We start from the raw sequence: 23,297 nt of genomic DNA on the forward strand, positions 1-23,297 counted from the left end.
CCAAAGTGTTTCATTAATGTTTTTGCAAATAAAGTCATTATTTGGTCAACTTGGATATCGACAATCACAGCGTCGTGGGTATAATGCGCAGCTCATTCTTGGCGTCACTTTCGAGTTAAATGAATTACAATTTCTTTTATAATCCTAGTGATAAACAAAACGCGATACATTCATCAGCGATTGAATTAAAGGCTTAGCCATAATAAATGTTAAAAAAAATATTCACATTTGCCTTAATCGTCATGCTGTTAATGTTAGCAACCGAAAATTTAGTGTGCGATTTCGATGAAGAGCTCGACAAGCAGCATTTGCCTTTGGTCATCGCAGAGTTAAACGAGGCGGCCAAAGTCGTCTTTAATGGCGCCTTAGTTTCTACCGAAGTGATTGACCAAATGGTCAACCTCTCTGATAACCACGATTTACCATTAAAAAAATTCAATCGCCTAGCCGCTGAATTAAAAGAAAGTTACCGCGATATCGACACTATTGTATTGTCGCCCGATGGGATTGTTTCTTATATATATCCGTTAGCGGGCAATACCAAGGGACTGGGGGTTAATATCCTAGAAGATAATTCCCGTAGCCTAGGCAGTAAAGAGACCAAATTAAATAACGATGCTGTCATTATTGGCCCGGTAAAACTTAATCAAAATGGCACGATAGCCTTTATCGTTAGGCGCTCAGTTTACACTGCTGATGGATTTTGGGGATTTGTCAGTACCACAGTCAATGTCAATAGCATCATCAATGCGGTTGATAAAGTGCTCGTCAAAAATGGCATAGAAAATTATCAGCTATTAGGTCATGACCCTGATAGTAAAAATAAATATAGTAAAATGATCAGTTCAAAAGGAATAATACATAACCGTCAATTAACGGATGGCAACAGCACTAAACTGACTATTTTTAACCATCGCTGGGAATTGACTATCGTTAAATGTCATTCGAGTCTGTTAATTAAGTTTTTAGTATTTTTATCACTATTGACTCTTGTCATATTCATTATGGTGCTTTTTAGCTATTTCAGAAAATATCAAGGTGTTCAAAAAGATAAGAATCAATTAGTCAATGATGCTCATACCGACTTTTTAACTGGCCTACTCAATCGCCGCGGCTTTGAACACCAAATAAGTCATATCAATAACGCTATGTCTTATGGCGCGGTTGCTATCTTTGACATAGATTTCTTTAAAAAAATCAACGACTCCTATGGCCATGATGTCGGAGATGACATTTTGGTCGGCTTTGCCAATTGCTGTAAGCGCTACATAAATAGCAACTATGTATTATCACGCAGCGGTGGTGAAGAGTTTATCTTGTTGATGCCAAACACTCAGCTAGCCCAAGCAACCCTTGTGTGTGATAACTTAAGAATATTGATTTCAAAAGAAAAATTTGCCATAGATGATATTAGCATAAATATTACTATGAGTGCTGGCGTCGCAGAATTTCAACAAGTGAGTGATATCAAACAGGCGCTAACACTGGCAGACAAAGCGTTATATCGCGCTAAGCATGCCGGACGTGATCAAGTGTGCGTCAGCCAATAGCTCGCACGCGAAAAGAGTTTGCAGAGTTTTCGTATTCATAGTCAGCAGAGTTTTCATGTAAGTTAGATGAATAATTTTCAAGTGATGTCGTGTGTACTCTCAAGAGTAAATTGATTCATTGAGCACCTGTCACCTCAATCATCTGGAACAAGCTAGCAACTCCATCTAGGCGCGATTAGCGCAAGCTTGCCGCCACGAACAACTCATATGAGTGATTCCGCTCAAGCTTACCAATAAGGCTTACAAATCAAGCTTACAAATAAGGCTTATAAACCAGAATAACAAGCAAGTGCTAGCACCTTACTAGCCAGTATCTGTAGTGGTCAACTAATATTGGCCACAGTTTTAGAGCTTAACCAGAACAATCGTTCTGATTCATTGGGTGTCAGTCCGCCGTTATATTGATGTGGGCGAAGCTGACAATAATATCCAATTATGTATCGTGTAATTTCTTGCTGAGCTTCTGCAAAGTTACGGTACCCTGTCGTTGGTATCCATTCTGTCTTAAGGCTCCTAAAAAAGCGTTCCATTGGACTATTATCCCAACAATTCCCACGTCGAGATAAACTTTGTTTGAGCTGGTATCTCCATAATAATTGCCGATATCTTCTGCTTGTATAGTGAGTCCCTTGATCGCTATGGAACATAACATCTTTAGGTTTACCTCGACCTTCATAGGCCATCGAAAGCGCTTTGCCCGTTAAACGGCTATCTGGTGATAATGACATAGCCCACCCAATGACTTTACGAGCGAATAGATCAATCACAACAGCTAAGTACATCCAGCGGTTACCAGCCCACAGTAGAGTAAGAGGCAGAGCGTAGTCGAACTATTTCTCTGCTTCTCCTCTCCGAACCGTACGTGCACCTTTCAGCGCATACGGCTCTCCGCTTAATTGTGGCTAACAGCCATGGCAACATCGCTATAGCGAGACATGACAGTATTTCTAATTTCATCTCTGAGGTAGGAGTTTGCTTCTGGTGATCGCCATCTAAAGGGTAATTTAGGGCTACTCACTAATCTAAATAGTGACGCGCCACATAAATTTCCACGATTGCTTTTACCAAATAACACCCATGTCATTGCCTGATTTGGTGTTGGACGTTTGATCCATGTCATCATTAACGATTTAATAGAACAACGATATTTTCTAGCCAACCACTTAGCGAGTTTCCAGAAAATAATACGATCAATTTTGCTGTAAACTTTCGCGGTGTAATCAGTATGTCGATAAAATTGTGCCCAACCCTTAAGTTTGCGATTGAGTTGTTCCACTTTGTCTATCTTGCTACAGCTATGATCCCCTGATAAAGCCTGACTCAATGAATGAGAAAATGCTTTGGCTTTACCGTTTGGAATACCAGTCACCACTCGCATATTTCCCTTAGGTCCACGCTTTCGAATGATCCTATGTCCGAGAAATATAAAACCGTCATTCACATGTGTAATATGAGTTTTATCCATATTTAACGTGAGTTGCAGCTTACCTTCTAGGAAGTGTCGACATTGGTCACGAATTGCCTCTGCTTGTTGTTTATTGCCTTTGACAATCACTAGAAAGTCATCAGCATAACGGCAATAAGCAACGGCAGGTTTCCACTGTCTGTTTTCCTCAACCGCAGGTTTTCGCTTGATTTTGATACTGTGGTTCCAGTACCAGCGGTCTTTACGGGCTTTCTTGCTCAAGTAACATTTATCCAAATATTGATCGAACTCATTAAGCATTATGTTTGACAATAACGGAGAAATTACACCACCTTGTGGTACGCCTTCGCTTGTTGCACAAAATAGGTTACGTTCAATGTGTCCAGCTTTAATGAAGCGCCAAAGCAAATCATTAAATCGACGGCAGTTGATCCGTTTACGAACACATTTCATCAATAATCGATGGTGAACTGTATCAAAATAGCTTGATAAGTCTCCTTCAATTATCCAGCGACCTCGAGGCTCATTGGATTCGGTCATTTGTAGTTTAACCGTGCGAATGGCGTGATGGACACTGCGCTCTGGTCTAAAGCCATAGGACAACGAATGAAAATCATTTTCCCATATCGGCTCCATTGCCATGAGCATGGCACGTTGAACTATTCTATCCCTAAGCGTTGGTATACCTAAAGGACGTAGCTTTCCATTGGCCTTGGGAATATAGATCCGTCTAGCAGGCATCGGTTGATAGTTACCTGACAGCAGATCATCTCTGATCTCATCAAGATAACAAGCCAAATAAGCCTGTATATGAATCTTTGTTATTCCATCAACACCAGGCGTTTTAGCACCTTTTGAAGAAAGCGTTACTTCAGCCGCTTGGCGAAGCCAATGCGGGTGACTGATAAGGCGCAGCAGTCGATTAACGCGACGCGTTTTATCGGTTGCTGTCCATGTTGCTAATTTAGGTTGCTGTTCGCTGATTATCAAAGGTCTTCACTTCATTAAGGTCAGGTAATTTGCTGACGCAAATCAATTAAACTGTGTCCCTTCGCCATGTAATGGGCTTTCCCCATCTCAGACTACTACGAACACTCCGCCAGCTTGTTTGTCATCAGGGTCATGCTCCCTTAGCATTCAAAACAAACCTTCCCCGGTTTATCTACCTGAACTCAAACATATTGGGGTGGATGCCGATCGCAGTCTTTGACCTTATCGTACTGTAAGGTGATGATGCTTAAACGCAGAATTGTGATTTAACGTTTATCCATTAATAAGTACATATTTATTACTCATTAATTCGGCAATAGTGCCCATACGTTTAGCACTATTGCAGCACCATATTGCCTGTTAATTCGTGTAGGCAATGGCGACGTTTCAGCCCATAGATGCGGGTTAACCGGTTCATGTTCTTCATCCGTCCAATACTTAGTCTAGAGGAGCATCTTGGCTTAACGAATTCGCCTCACTCCCCGTTGTCAGCGAGTTACATCACCTTATCAGCATACGATAAGTCACTGCCGCTCAGACTCAACTATCTGCACAACCAGATAGTGCCATAAACAATGTAGCTCCTGCCGTAGTGTTCATGTATTTCAGATAGACTCGTGGTTCGTTAAAGCATTCCATGCTAGTGCTGAACTCCGGGCACACCGTAGGTGACATCACCAACCCAAACTTCATTCGGAGCAGTGACAGCGAATTGTCGACCTAGGTGATTAGGGATTTCAATGTGTTCTAGTGTCGCTTTTCGGTATTTGTGCTTAGGTACCTGACAGCTAACTATACCAAGCTCCTTCATCAACTTAGTGGCGCGATAACGGCTTAGCGAGATACCTTGCTGGCTAACCATATCTGCAATCGTTCTAGCACCTGCCGAGCCGTTACTTGCAGTGTGTACTTCGCTAACTAAACTTCGAAGCTTTACTTTATCTGCGTTTATGGTTGTTGGCCGTTTTCTCCAATACTTGTAACTACTACGATGAATACTGAACACTTCACATAATGTTTTTATGCTGTAGCTCTGCCTGAGTTTCTCAATTATTAAGAATTGTTCAGTGAGTCCGACATCAACAGAGCTGTGGCTTTTTTTAATATTTCGTTGTGCTCCTGGAGGCGAGCTAGTTGCTTTTTTAACTCTCGAATTTCAATTTGTTCTGGTGATATAGGTGATGCTTTAGGTTGCTTACCTTGTCGCTCTTCTCTTAATTGCCGAACCCACTTATCCATAGTTGATTTGCCCACATTCATAGCTTGAGCGGCTTCAACAATTGAGTAATTTTGGTCTAGTACTAGTTGTGCAGATTCGAGTTTAAATTCTGCACTAAACAGTCTTCTTGTACGTTTTTTTATAGTGTCACCTGTTAACTTATGAGGTGATGATATCACCTCTAACTAGGTGGCCAAATTCACCGTACCACTACAATCTGATGGTGGTATACCTCTATTTAGCTCAAGTCTAGCTACTTAGGTTGCCAAGTTACCCACCCGGTTTTACCCATGCCACGCAGCTAAAACTCCAAGCTTAACGCACCGCTTTACGACCAACAAAGTGACTATTTGACTGCGCTACAACCAGCAAATTTTTTTCATTTGCAAAGCGATTCAGGGGGCTAGCAATTGCTCGCAATTAGGTACATACTGATTTTGCTTAAGATGCTGCGAGTTAATGAAAACTAACATCATATTAAGTGCTGTCGTTAAGTGCGCTTACATTATTAATTGATTAATTTATAGTTATCTCTATAAGGAAACATCATGAGTAAAGGACAAGACAGTAAAAAGAACGCTAAGAAACAACCTCTATTATCCCCGAAAGAAAAAAAGGCCGCTAAAGTAGCTAAGAAAGCTCAAATCAATTCAACTAGTCTTCTTAAGAAATAATCCCTACTGTATATACGAATGAAGGTCATTGAGCCATCTCAATGACCTTGTTTATTATTGGGCCGTCAGAAAATTTAATCTCACATGCGGTGGCGCAGTTATTATCCGACATTCCGCACCTGATTTAGGAATAAATTTGTCGATAGCGTTCGCCTAGCACGTCGAGAATGATCTGTTGGTCCACCGTGAGTCCCGTAACTTGAGGTGGCGCTTCTCCCAACTGGTATTCGTGTACCCCGCCAAAGCGTAAAAAAATCCACCGCGCTGTCGGTTTTTGCGTGGGTTTCTTTTTCATGTCCGCCACACTGCGATTCTGCTCTACTAAACCCTGCCGGATCCGGTGCTCTAGCGCCGCATAAATCATCAGGCTACTGGTCATCACCATCAGCAATGCTTCGATACGTTCCGGTTTTTTAAGATACAACGAGGAGGTTAAAAATTCGGGACTTTTCAGAAAGCGAAACCCACGCTCGACGTTTTGCTGGGCTTTATAAATTGCCAACAGCTCAACCATGGTGAGCGTTTCACTGTGATCATTGGTCGCGAGGATGAACACCCCTGTCTGGTTGCGCGCTTCTGCTACCCGCGCCAAGCTACTTGCGGCTAACCCCTTGATGTGAAATTGGTAGCTCACCGGCACTTCACCCTTTTGCGGCCTTCCGCGCCCAGCATAGAGAGGTTCACTCACGACCTCTGCTTCCAGTTGCAGCAGATTTAAGCTGGCAGCAAAACGGGCTAATTCAGCCTGCGCATCGGCCTCGCAGGCAAAACGCTGGGCACATAATTTGTTGAAGGCTTTCAGCTCACGCGTGCTGTCTTTAAGTAGATTTTTGGCTAATGTTTGCTGCTCACGGTGGCTAGCCTGTTCGCTGCGCACCAGCAACCAACGCTGCGCGACGTCGGCATAATTGGCGCTTTGCCAACAGCCATGATAGCCATTGCCCAGCGCGACCAGCGACTGGGTGCCAATGGTTGCCACGGCCCGCTTGGCCTCATTGAGTGTGACAGGCACTCGAGTCACGAACAACTGTTGCTGTTGAGCCAGTAGTTGCAAGGTATCAGCGCAATACAGCGCCGCATCGCCGACCAGGTAACGACTCTCCTGCGCGGCCTTGAGACTGCTCAAGTGGCGCCGTACGGTCTGGGCAAAGGCCTTGGTATCATTACTATTACCACTCAAGGCCTGCATGTAGATGGGCAGGCCGGCCTGATTTTCGCAGATAAGTTCTAGGATAACCTGGTTCAGCTCGGGCCGATGGTCGCGGCTATAGCCACGTACCAATTGCAACTTACCGAGCTTTTCGCCATCGGTTTGGTCATAGGCGCCATCGACGTGGAAGCTGGTGATATCGAGGTGCACTGCCGTACTTTTGAGCTCCAATCGCTCTACGACCTGTTCCGCCATCACCTGATAAAGCGTGCTGACATCGGCCTCAAAGAGGGCATCAAGGCAGCGGCCGAGCACGTCATCATTGAGGTCATCGGCACAGATCCCCGGGCCAATCAGACGCTCTACAGGCTTGTTGGCAAAGAATTGCGGGAACATGTGCAAGGTCGAACTATGAAAGCCAAGACCATTCAGTATCATCGCCACCAACGCTTCACCATGTGAAACTTTGTAGGGCGGCGTTTTGGGGAGCACCGCATCAATCATGCGAGCAATGCCGAGTTCTTGGCAAAGTGCAGCCACCAAACCAAGGTGGTCGAGGTTACGAATAGCGATAGCGGGAGTGGGCATAATGATCTACCTGCAAAAAGTAGTAATAGATCAGAATGGCCGATCGCCGTCAAGTTTTTTTAAATCGAAAATTAGGTGCGGAATGACGGATTATCTGAATGCTGGGTTAATTAATCTCAATAAGTATTACTCGCGTAATTTATCAAGTCGCTAAATAGTTTACCTGCTACTAGCAATAGGACAAGCTACTTTGGTATTAGCTCTCGCTATAACCCTGCTGACGTAAAAGCCCAATGACACAATGTCACTGGGCAAAGATTAGCTAGCTAGACTAAGTTTGCCAGCATGTCATCACTATAAGTCAGCAGCGCCTGTCCATGACGCACTTTCTCGACATAATCAGGGTTAGCAATAAATGGCCGACCGATGGCGAGTAAATCAAACTTATTGGCAGCAATCGCGGCGCTTCCAGACTCAGGGCTATAACCACCAACACCCACTAAGGTTTTGGAGTAATGGCTTCTAACGTACGCCGTGGCACTACCACCTAAATAATCAAACGTCATAGCGTCATCAAAAATGCCAATATGCAAATAGGCAAGCGAGCGAGACTCAAGTTGCGCGAGCAAATAATCAAATACGGCGCGATCGCGACTATCACCCACCATATTAAAATAGGCGCCAGGGGATACTCGCAGCGCCGTTCTGTCACTACCAATTTGTAACGCTACAGCATCTACAACTGCGAGTGGGAAACGCGCCATATGCTCTGGCGTTTGACCATATTCATCAACGCGATGATTACTGTCAAAATGCAAAAATTGATCGATTAGATAGCCATTAGCGCCATGGATTTCAACGCCATCAAAGCCAGCCTCAATGGCATTAGCCGCGGCTTTAGCATAATCCGCAATCAAGCTTGCTATATCTTCATGTGTTACCGCTTTTGGTACTTGATAAGTTAATTCGCGCATTCTTGGCACGCTGCCAATAACCGCTACCGCCGAGGGAGCCAACACATCACTTGAGCCAGAAGCTGCAAAAAAATGCGGATGCGCTACTCGGCCAGTATGCCAAAGCTGGGCAAAGATTTTACCGCCATGTTGATGCACAGCATCTGTTACTCGCCGCCAACCTACAATTTGCGCAGCCGTATAAAGCCCAGGGGTATTAGGATAACCTTGGCCATCGGGGCGAATGATGGTGGCCTCAGAGATAATCAGCCCAGCATCAGCGCGGCGCGCATAGTAATCAACCATAGCCTGTGTCGGTACTAAATCATGGTCAGCCATACAGCGTGTTAACGGCGCCATTAAAATTCGGTTGTGCAGGGAGAGAGTATTATTAAGCGCAAAAGGTGTAAATAAATTAGCGAACATGACCAACCCCAGTTATTGAATGCACGTTCAAGATAGATCTATTTTTAGCCGCGCACAAGCTAGATTTTGAACGAGCATTCAAATACAGTACTATGAGTTAATTAAAAGATAAGAGCTTAAGCCTGATGCGTAATCCCGAGTTTGATAGAGAGCAAGTGCTGCGAGCAGCCATGCATGCCTTTATAGCAAAGGGCTACAGCAATACCAGCATGCAAGACTTAACCAAGGCAACGGGTTTGCATCCTGGTTCTCTCTACTGCGCTTTTAACAATAAACGCGGACTGCTACTTGCGGCATTAGGTCAATATCAACAAGACCGAAGCCAAGAATTTCAGCAATTCTTTGTGCTCGATAGAAAGCTGTTAGTCTCGCTTAAGGCATATTTGGACCACATAGTACTTAAATGCCTAAGCTGCGAAGTCGACAGTGGCTGCCTGCTCACTAAGGCACTGAATGAATTAGCCCAGCAAGATGATGAAGTGCAGCACATTATTAGTGCCAGCTTAGCTAAGTGGCATCAAGCCTTAAGTCAGATATTTGCCCAAGCACAGCAAAATGGCGAACTAAACAGCAAACGCGATAGTGAGCATCTAGCCCGCTATTTTGCCATGGGAATTTATGGCTTACGCACCTTTGCTCATACTCACACCAGCAGTAATACCCTGCAGCAACTAGCTAATCAGTTATTTGCAGATGTTTGCGCCTAAGTTTGCGCAGCTTAGCGTAAAAGCATCTAATTTAAATTAACAGATTTAGGCAAGTGAACACGCTCGGCAAAGTAAACAGGTACAGATTAGCGCAGTGTAAAAAATAATCATCTAATGTTTGACATATTGAACAGTACCAAGGCAGACTGGTGGTTAAATACACACCTTGCTACTCTTAGATGAGACAAGGTGTCGTGCCTCCCAAGGCTGTCAAACCAAGGTGATCTATGCACGCGAGCAATAATAAACCCATCATTCTTATGACTATGGGTCAGCAAAATCGTAACCATCATCCCTATCAAGTCATGACCCATAAATATATGGCTCCGATTGTCGAGATTGCCGACTGTGTTCCACTGCTTGTTCCCACTTGTTTTGGCGTTAAAGATATTGAGCAGTACTTAGATATGGTCGATGGCATCTGCTTAACGGGCGCAGCCTCAAATATTGATCCAAGCCTGTATGGCCAAGAGAATTTAACCCCAGATAAAGGTCAAGATAAGCATCGTGACACCGTTGATTTTGCCATTATCCATGCCGCTATCGCGCGTAAACTACCCATATTTGGTATTTGCCGCGGCTTTCAGGAAATCAATGTCGCTTTAGGGGGGGATTTGTACCAAAAGGTACATAAGCAGCCTAATTTTAACGACCATCGTGAAGATCCGGATGATAGCCTCGCGGTGCAATATGGTCCAAGCCATGCCATTAAATTAGTGCCTAATACTTGGCTCCATGCGTTACTCGGTGACTCTACCGAAGTTAACTCTCTTCACGGCCAAGGTATTTGCACTTTGGCCAAACAACTTGAACCGCTAGCCTTGGCAGAAGATAACTTAGTTGAAGCCTTTCATGCGCCGCAGTTAGAACAATTTGTGTTAGGAGTGCAGTGGCACCCTGAGTGGCAAGCCAAAAACAATCCCGATTCAGTCGTCCTATTTCAAGCCTTTGGTGATGCTTGCCGGGAATTTAAAACCAAGAATAAATAACGTCCTTAAATATCGCGACAACCTATAGATATAAAAAATCCGCCCTAAGGCGGATTTTTTATATGAAGCGCTACAGAAATGCTAGTCGCTCCCAGCAATCAATCTAGCGACTGAGATTACAGCTTAATCACCGAAATCATCGAGTAAGATGTTTTCAGGTTCAACCCCTAAACTTTCCAGCATGTTAATCACTGACGAGTTCATGATTGGAGGGCCACACATGTAGAACTCACAATCTTCAGGCGCTTTATGATCTTTTAAATACTGCTCATACAAGACGTTATGAATAAAGCCGGTATAACCGCTCCAGTTATCTTCTGGCTGAGGATCGGATAAGGCCACATGCCACACAAAGTTTTCATTTTCGCTGGCCAGCTTATCAAAATCGTCTTGATAAAAGACTTCGCGAGTCGAGCGCGCGCCGTACCAAAAGCTCATTTTACGCTTGGTATGCTTACTCATTAACTGATCAAAGATGTGTGAGCGCATAGGTGCCATACCGGCGCCGCCACCCACAAACACCATTTCAGCGTCAGTCTCTTTAACAAAGAACTCACCAAACGGCCCTGAAATAGTGACCTTGTCACCGGCTTTCAAGTTGAAGATATAGGATGACATCTTGCCTGGCGGTAAGTCATTGCTTGGCGGCGTAGCGATACGCACGTTGAGCATAATGCGACCCTTTTCATCTGGGTAGTTCGCCATAGAATAGGCGCGCAGCACGTCTTCATCGACAGTTGATACTAGATCAAACAGGCCATACTTTTCCCAGTCACCGCGATATTCACTCGGAATATCAAAGTCTGAGTAACGTACCACATGGGCTGGCGCTTCAATCTGAATATAACCACCGGCCTTAAAGCGAACTTCTTCACCTTCTGGCAATTTCAGCAGTAATTCTTTAATGAAGGTTGCTTGGTTATTGTTAGAAATAACTTCACATTGCCATTTCTTGACGCCGAAGACTTCCTCTTCAATTTCAAGTTCCATATCGCCTTTAACTGCTACCTGACAGGCTAAACGACAGCCCTCTTTCGCATCTTTCTTGGTGATGTGATCAAGTTCTGTCGGCAGAATTTCACCGCCACCAGATTTCACAGTCACACGGCACTGACCGCAAGTACCGCCGCCGCCACATGCCGATGGAATAAAGATATCTTTACTCGCTAACGCGCCCAGCAACTTATCGCCGGCTTGAGTCACTATGCCTTTGTCGGCATCATCATTAATGCCGATATGCACATCGCCACTGGCGACTAATTTACTCTTGGCGATTAAAATCACCATCACCAACAAACTCACCACAAAGGTGAACATGCCGATGCCAATTGCCATTTCCATAAAAAAACCCTTATGTTAACTCTTGCACGCCGATCCCTTAAAAGGTGATCCCAGCAAAGGACATAAACCCTAAAGCCATCAGGCCAGTGGTGATAAAGGTGATACCTATGCCTTGTAAGCCTTCAGGAATTGCGTTGAACTTCATGCGCTCACGCAGACCTGCCAGCAATACAATCGCCATCGCCCAACCTATGCCAGAACCCATAGCAAACACGGCGGATTCAGCTAGGTTATAGTTACGGTTCGCCATAAAAATCACGCCCGCAAAAATCGCGCAGTTTACTGTCAGTAACGGTAAGAAAATGCCTAATGACTGATGTAAGCTAGGTAAATACTTATCCAGCACCATTTCTAAAATTTGCACTAATGCGGCAATCACACCGATAAAGGTAATGAGCTGCAAGTAGCTTAAATCAAGTTCTGGGAAACCCGCCCACGCCAACGCGCCTGGGGCTAAGACATTGACAAAAATCACTTGGTTAAGCGGCACGGCTATGGTCATCACCACAATTACCGCCACACCTAAACCAAATGAGGTCGATACTTTTTTGGACACAGCTAAAAAAGTACACATGCCCATAAAGAACGACAGCGCCATGTTGTCGATAAAAATAGCCTGCATAAACAGGTTCACATAATGTTCCATCTCAGTTCCTTATTTGCGCTTGCGCTGCACCACGTTAATGCCCCAGATCATAAAACCGATCAGGAAGAAGGCGCTCGGTGGCAAGGTAAACATCTGGTTTGCTAAGTACCAGCCGCCATTTTCAACTGTGGTTAAGATTTCATGACCAAATAAGGTGCCAGAACCTAACAGTTCACGCACAAAGGCTACGCCAACTAAGATCACGCCATAACCCATGGCATTACCTAACGCATCAATCACAGCTAAATGCGGTGGATGCTTCATGGCAAACGCTTCAGCACGGCCCATGATGATACAGTTAGTGATAATCAAGCTCACAAACACAGATAATTGCTTTGATAGTTCATAGGCAACATCTTGCAACACCATGTCCACTATGATCACTAACGAAGCGATAATGGTCATCTGCGCAATAATGCGCACGCTATTAGGAATTAAGCGGCGAATCGATGAGATAAATAAGTTGGAGAACACTAATACAAAGGTTACGGCCAAGGTCATGACCACAGCGGTTTGCATTGAATTACTGACCGCTAACGCCGAACATACCCCAAGTACCTGCATGGCGACTGGGTTGTTGGCAAAAATCGGACTGGTGAGGATCTCCCGCGTCGACACTGAGCTGCTCATATTACACCCCCGCCTTAGTTAACTTATCAAAGTAGGTGGCAAAGCCTTCCTTACCAAACCAAAACTCTAAGATACGCTGAATACCGCGACCCGTTGCTGTCGCGCCGCTCACGGCATCAATCCCATGCACATCACCTTCAGGCGCGCCGCCTTTGATGATCTTAAGGGCAACCTGACCTTTAGCATCGAACATCTGCTTGCCCTTAAATTGGGCTAACCAAGTAGGGTCGGTCACGAAATCAGCAATACCAGGAGTCTCACCATGCTCATAAAACAGCACGTTACGTATGGTATTAAGATCTGATTCCAGCGCCACATAGCCATAAATCATCGACCATAAGCCTTTACCGTAAATAGGTACGACTAAGGTCACTAGCTTGCCTTGATCATCGAGCACTTCAAACACCCGCACCGCATCTGCGCGGCTGCGAATTTTAGCCGTGTCTTTCTTTGGCTTGCTTGAGGTTTCAGGATTAATGGCGGCCATGCGCTCATCAAAATCTAACAAGTTGTCCTGCGGCACTATGTCGCCAGTATTTAACGCCACCAGCATAGGGGTAACTTGGCTGTTAAATACGTCACTGAAATCTTTACCATCAAGATTAATGTCAGCGGCCATCAACACATTGCGTTGCAGTTCATCACGCTTTTTAACTAGCTTGCGCTCTTTAAGCACTTCGGCAGTGCCGGTGATCATAAATGAGCACACCAGACATAAGCTGATGGTAAAAACCATGGTGCCAAGCACCGAGTCTTTATTAAAGGCCATGGCGTTTCAGTCTCCGTTTGATATTGGCGCGCGCGACTAAGTAATCGAAAATTGGCGCCCACAGGTTGGCAAATAAAATCGCCAACATAATCCCTTCAGACATCTTTGGATTAAGTACGCGAATGAATACCGCCATAGCACCAATTAACAAGCCATAAGCCCACTTACCTTGACGGGTATACGAGGTGGTAACAGGGTCGGTCGCCATAAACATCATGGCCAGCGCAAAGCCGCCCGTGACTAAATGCCAAGTCCAAGGCATAGCGAACATGTCATTTTTAGCAGAGCCAATCAGGTTAAATAAGCTGGCGGTTAACACCATGCCCACAAACACACCGGCCACAATGCGCCAGTTAGCCAGACGGCTTAACAGTAATAAGCTACCGCCAATTAAAATGGCTAAAGTACTAGTTTCACCAATGGCGCCCGGAGTAAAACCTAAGAAGGCATTCCACCAGTTAGCATCCGTAAAGGCGCTATACCAAGCGTAATCAGCAAAGCTTAATTTGCCCGCTGCGGTTTGCATTAGATGAGTGGCACCACTAAAACCATCAACCGCCACTAACTGCGCCGCAGGCCCTACTTGAGTTGGGTATGCAAAGTAGATAAAAGCAAGACCGGCTAAGGCTGGGTTTAAGAAGTTGTAACCCATGCCGCCAAAGACTTCTTTAGCCACGATAACGCCAAAGGTAATGCCCATGGCCACCAGCCATAACGGCGTACCCACTGGAATAATTAAGGTAAACAGCAAGGCAGTAACGAAGAAGCCTTCGTGTAACTGCTGATTGCGCACCTTAGCAAATACTCCTTCCCAAAACAGACTGACGATTAAGGCCGTCAGATAGATAGGCAAGTAGCAGCTCAGGCCATAAGCAAACAGTGCAACTAGGCCACTATCAGCGTTTAATTGGCCAAATAAGGCATAAAAAATCGCTAACGTTGCGTTAGTCGATGGCTGCGCGCCTGCGGCCAAAGCTAGCTGCGCTTGCAGTCCTAAGTTATACATACCAAACAAAATCACTGGCAGTAAACACAGGCCAACTAAGGTCATGGTACGTTTAACATCAATGGCATCACGCACATGAACTTGGCCTTGAGTGCTACGGCCGTTGGCTAAATATAGCGAACGCAGATAGCCCTTAATCGCGTGTCCTGGCGCGTAGTAGTCATCCTGCAAATCAGGCTTTTTAGATGGTGTAGTCATTACCCTTCTCTCTCGATGATATCTAAACAGGCACGAAGTTCTTTACCAAAATCATATTTGCCTGGGCAGACAAAGGTACATAAGGCTAAGTCTTCTTCATCCAACTCCAGTGCCCCTAATGCTTGGGCTTCATCGGTGTCGCGTACCACTAAATCGCGCACCAACAAGGTTGGTAGAATATCAAGCGGCATCACTCTATCGAGCTGACCAAAGGCCATCATGGCGCGAGCATCACCGCCGGCATGAGTGGTAAATTCAAATAATTTACGACCTAAACCAAAGCCTGAGGTCACAGCGCGAGTGATAGAGAACTTATCGCTACCGCCTTTAACCCATGACAAAACTTCATGCTGACTGTTTTCTTCCAGCACAGAAATTTGCTGATGGAATCGACCTAAGTAGTTTTGCACGCCAGTAGCCGTATGGCCTGAAAGCACAGAACCTGAAACCACACGTTGAACGCCAGACTTGATAGCGCCTGCGGTTACGGTCCCTAAGTTAGCGCCTAACTGAGTGCGCACTAAGGTGGGCTTAATCACGCCAGGGCCGGCCAAGGCGACTATGCGCTCTTGATACAGCTCGCCAGTTAAAAATAACTGACCAAAAGCAATCACATCTTGATAGCCGATATGCCATACCGGACGCTCAATGCTAGCCGTTTGAATGAAGTGAATATGGGTGCCGACTAAACCTGCTGGATGCACGCCCGCAAAACGGCGCAGCTGTACAGCGCTTGGGGCATTAGCGATAATGTCGCTACCGCTGTCTTGGCAAACATACACAGGGCATGCTTGCAGACGGCACAAAACTTCAAGACCTAAGGCAAACGCCTTAGTTTGAGTGGCTATAACTACGCGTGGATCTGCCGCTAACGGATTAGTATCAATCGCAGTGACAAAGATGGCGCTCGCGCTAGCATCAAGTGCGGGTACGCGCGAAAATGGGCGGGTGCGCAGCGCAGTCCACATACCACTTTCGATGAGGTTAGTTTTAATCTCATCATCAGTTAAACTTTTTATATCATCGGTTTGGGTAAAGCGAATCGCTTCATCACCGTCGCAATCTATGACTACCGATTGCAATACACGGCGTTCACCGCGATTAATCGCACTCACAATACCGGCTGCTGGTGCTGTAAACATCACCCCAGGGGTTTTCTTATCTTCGAACAAGACTTGGCCTTTTTTGACCTTGTCACCGACTTCCACCAACATGGTGGGTTTCAAGCCAATATATTCTTCACCAAGTAATGCTACTTGCTTGGGAACATGGGCATTGATGATCACTTGCTCAGGTGCACCTGTAATGGGCAAATCTAAGCCTTTTTTGATCGTAATAATCTGGTTTACCGACCCTGCCATCATATCTTTCAACCACTTAACTTTGAGATGGCTAATGGTAAATCTTTGTTCATGCATATACCGTTGCGGTCGTCACATTTCACCCCAAAATGTAACTTAACAACACCTTTAGCACGGAGAATGGTCATCTATACCGCACAAAGTGGTGTAAAATTACATATCACTAGTGCGTTGCCGATGACGTCGCAAATAACCCCCTAAAGTAGACCCACTAAATATTCGCCAAGATTTGACCCATAGGCAGCGGTCATTTAGGCTGTCGGCCTTGCTAATTTAAGGAGCGCGACTTGCATACCTTAGAACAACTTAGAACTGGCCTATTAAATGGCGCCACTGACATCAGAATCCATGAACAACTGACTGAATTTCCAGTTGAAATATTTAAACTCGCCGATAGCTTGCAGCTGCTTGATTTATCGCAAAATCAACTGAGCACTTTGCCTGCCGAGTTTGCTTGCCTGACTGAATTAAAAATCCTATTTATGTCAGACAACTTATTTGATCACTTGCCAGATGTGTTAGGCCAATGCCCTAAACTTGAGATGATCGGCTTCAAATCTAACCAGATTAAAACCGTGAGCGAGTCGTCAATTCCGCCCCAATGCCGTTGGTTAATTTTAACTAATAATCGAATTAATGAGTTGCCACAAAGCTTAGGCTCTTGTAGGAGACTGCAAAAATTAGCCTTAGCTGGCAATCAAATCACGCATTTGCCAGCAAGCATGAGTCAATGCACTGAGTTGCAACTGGCGCGTTTATCCGCCAATCAACTGACCGAAATCCCAGAGTTTTTACTGAATTTACCTAAATTGTCGTGGTTGGCACTGGCAGGTAATCCTTGCACCCAAACTGGTGCCGTTAATAGCGTTTTACCAGAAGTTGAGCGCTCAGCGCTGCGTTTAGGCCATGTATTAGGTCAAGGCGCCTCAGGGGTGATATATCAGGGCGTGTGGCAGCAACAAGATAACAGCATGGATGTCGCCATCAAGCTGTTTAAAGGCGAAGTCACCAGTGACGGTTACCCAAGCGATGAATTAGCCGCTTGCATTCAAGCAGGCGAGCATCCAAACCTCATTAGTACCCTGGCAAGTATTAAAGCCAATAATCAAGCTGAACAAGACAGTGAGCAAGCTGGGGTAATTTTGCGCTTAGTGCCCGCCAATTATTACAATTTGGGCTTACCGCCGAGCCTAGTCACTTGCACCCGCGATACCTTTGCGCCCGATATCAAGCTCAGCCAAAAGCAAGTGCGGCATTTAATTCGTCAAGCCGTGGATGTGATTAATCACTTACATCAGCAAGGTCTGACACATGGCGATATTTATGCCCATAACATGCTGATTAACCAAGACCATGAGCTAATGCTCGGGGATATGGGAGCGGCAACGCCTTTAGCTCGTTTCAGTAACGAGCATGCTGCTGCCATGCAAGCCATTGAAGTGCGTGCCTTAGGCTGCGTGATGGATGATTTACTGAGTGTATGTAATGACAGCGATGCCGAACTGCTCGCCATTCGCGATGCCTGCTGGCAAGTGCCATTAAGTGCGCGGCCAAGCGTTAGTGAATTAGTAAAGCAGTTAGCCTTGCTCGATTAAGTATTCATTTAAGCCTTCTTTGCTTAAGTTATCTGGGCAGGAGTTATCCGTCTAATGCTTAGATGTTGAAGCTTGGCTATTGGGGCTTAGGTCTAAGGGCTAATAACCTAATAACGGATATAACTTACCGCGGCGCACTGCCTGAACGGCGTTAGCCAGCGTGCCATCTTGCTGCCAGCGCAGCAAGATGGCACGAGTTTGCACTTGCACTGCGCCATAGCGACTCCCTGCTACTAACTCAGGCTGATATAAGAGTCTTAACAGCAGCCAATCAAGCCCAGTCAGTAAATTATTGACACTGTTATCGTTAAAAATTGACGGGAATACTGTGTCACTATCATTGGGAAGCCCCAAGATTTGGGTGAGTTCTTCCACTACGCATGCCACTAATTTGCCATGAAAGCGCGCTAAATCCACCGGAATATAGACGCGGGCAAATTCAATGCGGCCATTTTTTTCCGCGATATTAGCAAGGCACACACTGCCATGCAGTAGCTTACTGGTATCAAGCCCAAGCTCAGAGGCTATCAAGGGCTGCCACTTAGCTTGTTCGGTAAAAGTAATCACTACATTGGCAGCACTCTCTTCGGTCACTAAATCAATGTTAAGGCCAGTGATTTCAGCCAATTGTTCAAGGTGAGAGGTAACAAGAGTGACATGCAGCGGCTCAACTTTTACTTGATGACGAATAAATACCCGCAAGCCTTGCTGCCATTTAACTAAGTAATCAACATCTTGTTGATACTCGCGCCCTAAAGCGACTGTCATAAAAGCTTGCTCAATATAGCTAGGTTGCCGCCAAGGTTCGGCCATTGCCAGCATAGGCAAGATCAACACTAAGAGCCCCACCCTTTGCCACCAGCTTGCCATACCCTCTCCTTTAAGCGGCTATAATCAATCACTAACTCATGTTTACTGTTGCCTTACCGCGGCTTAATGACTAACCAAGTTAGGACTTAATACCGAGTAAGTGTGGCACAAGACAACTTAATCCCCACCCGAGTCCATAAAGAGCACTGCTATGACATTGCAAAAACGACATTGGTTTCAGTTAACCGCAATCTTTAGCTTAATGTTTGCCTTATTGGGGTTTTCTTACAATGTGTGGCGCATGGAAGTCACAGAACACAACGCCAATATTCGCGATGCTAGCTTTGAAATGCTTAAGCAATTATCTGAATTAGAACTGATTGTGTACGCCGCTTATTACGATCAAGACCGCATCCTTGGTAATCCGCGCCAAGGCTGGGTCAAAGTCGGCTTAATTAATGATTTAGCTATGATAGCAAGCCCGCCGGTGCGCAGCGCTAGCCAAGCATTGCGCGAGCAATGGCAACAAGCGTGGCAAGGCATCAATAAGGAAGAAGCGAGTGTTACCGCCATAGTGGCGGCCATAGAAGAAAATCGTCAGCAAGTTCGCGTACAAATTAGAGAGTTACAATAAAAGCTATCTGTGTGAAGTAACAAACATCTTCACTCTTAGAAAGTTGACTTGCATTGGTAAAATGTTAATTTCTAAGTTGATTTTAACAAGGCCGCTCATCATGAAACCATGGATATCCCTCATCTTAACGGGTAGTTGTTTACTGTCATCTTCTGTTTTGGCCGCAGCTAGCGGCGCTGTAACCGTCGACCCCAATGCCGCCTTAAATAAACACTTTCATCCGCAAGGTAAGCTGCCAACTGAAACCACACTCAAGCAAAGAGCGGACAATAAAGCCAGTCTGCCGCTTAACGACACCCGAGATTTTGACGAAGCCAAACGTGGCTTTATCGCCGCCCCAGAATATAAGCAAATCCCAGCCGAAAAAGGTGGGGTGGCTTGGGATATGGGCAGCTACGATTGGTTATTAGAGGGCAAAGAATTTGACAGCATTCATCCCTCTTTGCAGCGCCAAGCGGTATTAAATATGGCTTATGGTCTTTATGAAGTCATGGCGGATAAAATTTATCAAATTCGCGGCTTCGATCTTGCCAATATCACCTTTATTAAGAGCGATAACGGCTGGATAGTTTTCGACCCATTAACCGCGAAAGAAACCGCGGCAGCAGCGCTAGCATTTATCAATCAAACCTTAGGCGAGCGCCCTGTGGTGGCCGTGGTGTATTCACATTCTCATGCCGACCATTTTGGTGGTGTCCGCGGCGTGGTGGATGAGGCCGATGTTAAATCTGGCAAGGTCAAAGTCATAGCCCCCGAGGGCTTTTTGCAACATGCGGTATCAGAAAACGTCTATGCGGGTAATGCTATGACCCGCCGCATGTTTTTCCAATACGGCGTATTACTGCCGCGCAGTCCATTTGGTCATGTCGACCAAGCCATAGGTAAAAATACTGCCGCCGGTAATATTGGCCTCATAGCCCCTAACACTACCATCAGTGAGCCATTTGAAACCTTGACTATCGATGGCATTACTATGGAGTTTCAAAATACACCGGGCACAGAAGCGCCCGTGGAAATGAACACTTATTTTCCGCAGATGAATGCATTTTGGGCGGCGGAGAATATCACAGGCACAGTGCATAACATCTATACCCTGCGCGGCGCATTAGTGCGTGATGCACTGCAATGGTCAAAAGGTATCAACGAAGCCTTGTATCGCTACGGCACCAACGCCGATGTGATGTTTGCATCACACAGCTGGCCACGTTGGGGCAATGATCGCATCCAAGAAATCATGCGCGCCCAGCGCGACATTTATGCCAATCTTAATAATGAAGTGCTGCACTTGGCCAACCAAGGCGTCACCATTAATGAAATCCACAACCAATATAAACCGCCTAAGAGTTTGCAAGATCAATGGGCTGCCCATAGTTATCATGGCTCTGAAGCCCACAATAGCCGCGCGGTCATTAATCGCTACTTAGGCTATTGGGATGGTAATCCTGCCACCTTAATTCCATTGTCACCGTCAGACTCAGCGCCCTTATATGTCGAAATGATGGGTGGGAGCGCTAAAATTTTAGCTAAAGGTCAAGAGCTGTATGACAAGGGTGACTATAAGCTAGCGCAAGAGATAGTAAATAAGTTGGTATACGCTGAGCCTGATAACCGCCCGGCTAAAAATTTACTCGCCGATGTGTTTGAGCAAATTGGTTATCAGCAAGAAAGTAGCAGTGTACGGAACAGCTTTTTAGCGGCGGCCTATGAATTACGCTCTGGTATTCCACAAGGTAATGCGCCCAAAACCGCCAGCCCAGATTTAACTAAGGCCATGTCAACGGACTTATGGTTAGATTTTCTAGGGGTGCGGCTTGATAGCAAAAAAGCCGAAGGCAAACAGTTTGTTATTAATCTGATATTGCCTGATGTGCACGAGCAATACGTCATAGAACTTAGCAATGGCACACTCACCAATATCAAAGGGGTGCAAGCTAAGGAGCCAGATTTGACCTTAACCATCAAGCGCAGCGATTTAGAAGCGGTCATCATGGCGAGCCAAAGCTTTGACGATCAAATCAAGGCGGGCAAGGTAAAACATAGCGGGGAATTGCAACACTTTAAGGATTTACAAAGTTTGATGGTGGCCTTTAGCCCTAACTTTGAACTTATTCCTGGTACTAAGCAGCCTTAATTTCGGCAGTTCTAATCTCAGCAACAATAAACTCAACAACAATAACCACAGCAGAGGTCACTCGATTAGAGTGACCTCTATTCCAGCCCAATAACCTGCTCTACGGGTATTTCTAACTCATTATCAATACGCACAAAATGCTGACTTTGACGGCGATACACTGCCGTTAATTGGCCATAATGGTGTTGCACTTGACCAAAGTGATCACGCCACCGCCACTGCCGCCATTCTTGCTGCGCGACTAAATGCTTAAACTGCTTGAGCCTAAGTGTATCAAGCCGATTCACATCGCCAAAATGACTCATCAACCAAGTTTCAAGCGCGAGCACAGTGCGACTATCCCGCGATGGCCACTCTAACGCTTCGATAGATAATGGATCTACGCCATACATCTCAGGTTGATTGCCACTGGTGACTATCAAGAAACTATGATTGGCCTGCAAATGGCTATTATTGCCAAGGAAGGGAGTTAACAGGCTCATGGTTTGCACTATGGCATCTATGGGGATAGTAGGGGATTTTATCCCTAAGATAAGTAAACCGGTTTGAGGCCAGTATTCACAGACTTGTACGTGCCAAGCATGGCTACGTAAATAGAGAAGTAAGGGCGCATCATCCGCTAACGCTAGCCCTTGAATATATGCTTGTCTAATCACCTTGCTATCCTTATTGGTGATGCTCGCAGGCGACCGGCGAAGAGCGCGCCATCCGTTGGCGCGCTAACTTAATAAAGGTTAGCCTTGAATATCGTCCCAAATCAATTCACGAAAATGGTTACGACACACAGACTCATAGCTCTCATTGCCGCCAATGGCCACTTGCTCGCCTTCGCGTAACGCTTTGCCGTTACCATCAAGACGCACCACCATGTTGGCCTTACGGCCGCAATGACAAATGGTTTTCAATTCGACTAATTTATCGGCCCAAGATAACAAGTATTGGCTACCGACAAACAATTCGCCCCTAAAATCGGTGCGCAGGCCATAACACAATACTGGGATATCAAGCTTATCAACCACATAGGCTAATTGGCGCACTTGCTCTTTACTTAAGAACTGGCTCTCATCCACTAACACACAGTGAATGTGCTGCTGCTGATGCGACTCGCCAATTAATTTCACTAAATCATCATCGCCACTAAAGACTTGCGCTTCAGACTCGATACCAATTCTGGATGCCACTTTACCCACGCCATAACGGTTATCTATGGATGCCGTCATCACTAAGGTGTGCATGCCACGTTCGCGGTAATTATAAGATGATTGCAGTAATGATGTAGATTTACCGGCATTCATCGCCGAGTAGTAAAAATATAGCTGTGCCAATGGCCGACTCCTCTCGCTCTAATGCCCTATTGTAACCACAAGCCTGCAATAAATCATCCGCGTTAATGACTAGCTATTTCACGATATTGACCATCTTTTTATTGCCAGAACATGCATAAATCAAACCTTCTTGAATTCGCACAAGCAAAACAACAAGATGCGACAGCTGATTACATAATTAACATTAACGAGTTACCGTGTTAACCTCACTAAGCACCGACAAATAAGAGTGCGACACA

The 23,297-nt window shown here is 45.4% G+C and carries 19 protein-coding genes and 2 pseudogenes; 7 read left to right on the top strand and 14 right to left on the bottom strand.

What is annotated here, in order from left to right:
* The first annotated feature begins 206 nt into the window (after positions 1–206).
* Positions 207–1,550, top strand: a complete 1,344-nt coding sequence (locus FJQ87_RS14505) for a sensor domain-containing diguanylate cyclase (protein WP_140933220.1) — start codon at positions 207–209, stop codon at positions 1,548–1,550.
* Between the two features lie 323 nt (positions 1,551–1,873).
* Here the strand turns inward: FJQ87_RS14505 and FJQ87_RS14510 are convergent.
* The 3 genes and pseudogenes from FJQ87_RS14510 to FJQ87_RS14520 form a co-directional block, all read right to left on the bottom strand.
* Positions 1,874–2,362, bottom strand: a pseudogene (locus FJQ87_RS14510) (IS3 family transposase); the annotation flags it as partial.
* 80 nt (positions 2,363–2,442) lie between these two features.
* On the bottom strand, positions 2,443–3,966 hold the full coding sequence (ltrA, locus tag FJQ87_RS14515; RefSeq protein WP_140933221.1) for a group II intron reverse transcriptase/maturase: 1,524 nt from the start codon (positions 3,964–3,966) through the stop codon (positions 2,443–2,445).
* Between the two features lie 664 nt (positions 3,967–4,630).
* Positions 4,631–5,328 (bottom strand): annotated as a pseudogene (locus tag FJQ87_RS14520) (IS3 family transposase); the annotation flags it as partial.
* Between the two features lie 405 nt (positions 5,329–5,733).
* Between FJQ87_RS14520 and FJQ87_RS18985 the strand changes: the two are divergent.
* Positions 5,734–5,859: a hypothetical protein gene (locus FJQ87_RS18985; RefSeq protein ID WP_276613145.1), complete on the top strand. Its 126-nt coding sequence runs from the start codon at positions 5,734–5,736 to the stop codon at positions 5,857–5,859.
* A 124-nt stretch (positions 5,860–5,983) separates the two neighbouring features.
* Here FJQ87_RS18985 and FJQ87_RS14525 read toward each other — a convergent pair whose 3' ends face one another.
* Both FJQ87_RS14525 and FJQ87_RS14530 read right to left on the bottom strand, forming a co-directional pair.
* A complete protein-coding gene (locus FJQ87_RS14525; protein WP_140931885.1) occupies positions 5,984–7,597 on the bottom strand; it encodes an IS1634 family transposase in 1,614 nt (537 codons plus the stop codon).
* Between the two features lie 266 nt (positions 7,598–7,863).
* Entirely contained in the window at positions 7,864–8,916 is a 1,053-nt protein-coding gene (locus tag FJQ87_RS14530; RefSeq protein ID WP_140933222.1) for an alkene reductase, read from the bottom strand.
* A 125-nt stretch (positions 8,917–9,041) separates the two neighbouring features.
* On the opposite strand from FJQ87_RS14530, the gene FJQ87_RS14535 reads away from it, so the two are divergent.
* Both FJQ87_RS14535 and FJQ87_RS14540 read left to right on the top strand, forming a co-directional pair.
* Positions 9,042–9,623: a TetR/AcrR family transcriptional regulator gene (locus FJQ87_RS14535; RefSeq protein WP_140933223.1), complete on the top strand. Its 582-nt coding sequence runs from the start codon at positions 9,042–9,044 to the stop codon at positions 9,621–9,623.
* 227 nt (positions 9,624–9,850) lie between these two features.
* Positions 9,851–10,612, top strand: a complete 762-nt coding sequence (locus FJQ87_RS14540) for a gamma-glutamyl-gamma-aminobutyrate hydrolase family protein (RefSeq protein ID WP_140933224.1) — start codon at positions 9,851–9,853, stop codon at positions 10,610–10,612.
* 123 nt (positions 10,613–10,735) lie between these two features.
* On the opposite strand, the gene nqrF is transcribed toward FJQ87_RS14540, so the two are convergent.
* Genes nqrF through FJQ87_RS14570 form a run of 6 tightly spaced genes read right to left on the bottom strand, consistent with a single transcriptional unit; the run spans position 10,736 to position 16,563 of the window.
* Entirely contained in the window at positions 10,736–11,953 is a 1,218-nt protein-coding gene (gene nqrF, locus FJQ87_RS14545; RefSeq protein ID WP_140933225.1) for an NADH:ubiquinone reductase (Na(+)-transporting) subunit F, read from the bottom strand.
* Positions 11,954–11,990: 37 nt separating this feature from the next.
* On the bottom strand, positions 11,991–12,599 hold the full coding sequence (gene nqrE / locus FJQ87_RS14550) for an NADH:ubiquinone reductase (Na(+)-transporting) subunit E (protein ID WP_140933226.1): 609 nt from the start codon (positions 12,597–12,599) through the stop codon (positions 11,991–11,993).
* Between the two features lie 9 nt (positions 12,600–12,608).
* On the bottom strand, positions 12,609–13,229 hold the full coding sequence (locus tag FJQ87_RS14555; RefSeq protein WP_140933227.1) for an NADH:ubiquinone reductase (Na(+)-transporting) subunit D: 621 nt from the start codon (positions 13,227–13,229) through the stop codon (positions 12,609–12,611).
* Between the two features lies 1 nt (position 13,230).
* A complete protein-coding gene (locus FJQ87_RS14560; RefSeq protein WP_140933228.1) occupies positions 13,231–13,998 on the bottom strand; it encodes a Na(+)-translocating NADH-quinone reductase subunit C in 768 nt (255 codons plus the stop codon).
* Positions 13,988–15,202: an NADH:ubiquinone reductase (Na(+)-transporting) subunit B gene (locus FJQ87_RS14565; RefSeq protein WP_140933229.1), complete on the bottom strand. Its 1,215-nt coding sequence runs from the start codon at positions 15,200–15,202 to the stop codon at positions 13,988–13,990. Before FJQ87_RS14565 ends, FJQ87_RS14560 begins: the two co-directional genes overlap by 11 nt.
* On the bottom strand, positions 15,202–16,563 hold the full coding sequence (locus FJQ87_RS14570) for a Na(+)-translocating NADH-quinone reductase subunit A (protein WP_140934139.1): 1,362 nt from the start codon (positions 16,561–16,563) through the stop codon (positions 15,202–15,204). Before FJQ87_RS14570 ends, FJQ87_RS14565 begins: the two co-directional genes overlap by 1 nt.
* A gap of 287 nt (positions 16,564–16,850) precedes the next feature.
* Between FJQ87_RS14570 and FJQ87_RS14575 the strand changes: the two genes are divergently transcribed.
* A complete protein-coding gene (locus FJQ87_RS14575) occupies positions 16,851–18,158 on the top strand; it encodes a leucine-rich repeat-containing protein kinase family protein (RefSeq protein WP_140933230.1) in 1,308 nt (435 codons plus the stop codon).
* A gap of 99 nt (positions 18,159–18,257) precedes the next feature.
* Here the strand turns inward: FJQ87_RS14575 and FJQ87_RS14580 are convergent, their stop codons facing one another.
* Positions 18,258–19,028, bottom strand: a complete 771-nt coding sequence (locus FJQ87_RS14580) for a DUF2927 domain-containing protein (protein WP_140933231.1) — start codon at positions 19,026–19,028, stop codon at positions 18,258–18,260.
* 151 nt (positions 19,029–19,179) lie between these two features.
* On the opposite strand from FJQ87_RS14580, the gene FJQ87_RS14585 reads away from it, so the two are divergent.
* Positions 19,180–19,602, top strand: coding sequence for a hypothetical protein (locus tag FJQ87_RS14585; protein ID WP_140933232.1), 423 nt, complete (start codon positions 19,180–19,182; stop codon positions 19,600–19,602).
* Positions 19,603–19,702: 100 nt separating this feature from the next.
* On the top strand, positions 19,703–21,733 hold the full coding sequence (locus tag FJQ87_RS14590) for an alkyl sulfatase dimerization domain-containing protein (protein ID WP_140933233.1): 2,031 nt from the start codon (positions 19,703–19,705) through the stop codon (positions 21,731–21,733).
* A 77-nt stretch (positions 21,734–21,810) separates the two neighbouring features.
* Here the strand turns inward: FJQ87_RS14590 and FJQ87_RS14595 are convergent, their stop codons facing one another.
* Both FJQ87_RS14595 and FJQ87_RS14600 read right to left on the bottom strand, forming a co-directional pair.
* Positions 21,811–22,389, bottom strand: coding sequence for a hypothetical protein (locus FJQ87_RS14595; RefSeq protein WP_140933234.1), 579 nt, complete (start codon positions 22,387–22,389; stop codon positions 21,811–21,813).
* 78 nt (positions 22,390–22,467) lie between these two features.
* A complete protein-coding gene (locus tag FJQ87_RS14600; protein WP_140933235.1) occupies positions 22,468–23,058 on the bottom strand; it encodes a thymidine kinase in 591 nt (196 codons plus the stop codon).
* Positions 23,059–23,297 lie beyond the last annotated feature (239 nt).

The organism is Shewanella sp. SNU WT4, from assembly GCF_006494715.1.
Taxonomy (GTDB): domain Bacteria; phylum Pseudomonadota; class Gammaproteobacteria; order Enterobacterales; family Shewanellaceae; genus Shewanella.

Bases quoted from the DNA above. Each gene is read 5' to 3' on its own strand.
- FJQ87_RS14530 (WP_140933222.1), bottom strand. From the start codon at position 8,916: ATGTTCGCTAATTTATTTACACCTTTTGCGCTTAATAATACTCTCTCC.
- FJQ87_RS18985 (WP_276613145.1), top strand. From the start codon at position 5,734: ATGAGTAAAGGACAAGACAGTAAAAAGAACGCTAAGAAACAACCTCTA.
- FJQ87_RS14535 (WP_140933223.1), top strand. From the start codon at position 9,042: ATGCGTAATCCCGAGTTTGATAGAGAGCAAGTGCTGCGAGCAGCCATG.
- FJQ87_RS14585 (WP_140933232.1), top strand. From the start codon at position 19,180: ATGACATTGCAAAAACGACATTGGTTTCAGTTAACCGCAATCTTTAGC.
- FJQ87_RS14570 (WP_140934139.1), bottom strand. From the start codon at position 16,563: ATGGCAGGGTCGGTAAACCAGATTATTACGATCAAAAAAGGCTTAGAT.
- FJQ87_RS14590 (WP_140933233.1), top strand. From the start codon at position 19,703: ATGAAACCATGGATATCCCTCATCTTAACGGGTAGTTGTTTACTGTCA.
- FJQ87_RS14555 (WP_140933227.1), bottom strand. From the start codon at position 13,229: ATGAGCAGCTCAGTGTCGACGCGGGAGATCCTCACCAGTCCGATTTTT.
- nqrE (WP_140933226.1), bottom strand. From the start codon at position 12,599: ATGGAACATTATGTGAACCTGTTTATGCAGGCTATTTTTATCGACAAC.
- FJQ87_RS14525 (WP_140931885.1), bottom strand. From the start codon at position 7,597: ATGCCCACTCCCGCTATCGCTATTCGTAACCTCGACCACCTTGGTTTG.
- FJQ87_RS14565 (WP_140933229.1), bottom strand. From the start codon at position 15,202: ATGACTACACCATCTAAAAAGCCTGATTTGCAGGATGACTACTACGCG.
- FJQ87_RS14560 (WP_140933228.1), bottom strand. From the start codon at position 13,998: ATGGCCTTTAATAAAGACTCGGTGCTTGGCACCATGGTTTTTACCATC.
- FJQ87_RS14540 (WP_140933224.1), top strand. From the start codon at position 9,851: ATGCACGCGAGCAATAATAAACCCATCATTCTTATGACTATGGGTCAG.
- nqrF (WP_140933225.1), bottom strand. From the start codon at position 11,953: ATGGAAATGGCAATTGGCATCGGCATGTTCACCTTTGTGGTGAGTTTG.
- FJQ87_RS14505 (WP_140933220.1), top strand. From the start codon at position 207: ATGTTAAAAAAAATATTCACATTTGCCTTAATCGTCATGCTGTTAATG.
- FJQ87_RS14580 (WP_140933231.1), bottom strand. From the start codon at position 19,028: ATGGCAAGCTGGTGGCAAAGGGTGGGGCTCTTAGTGTTGATCTTGCCT.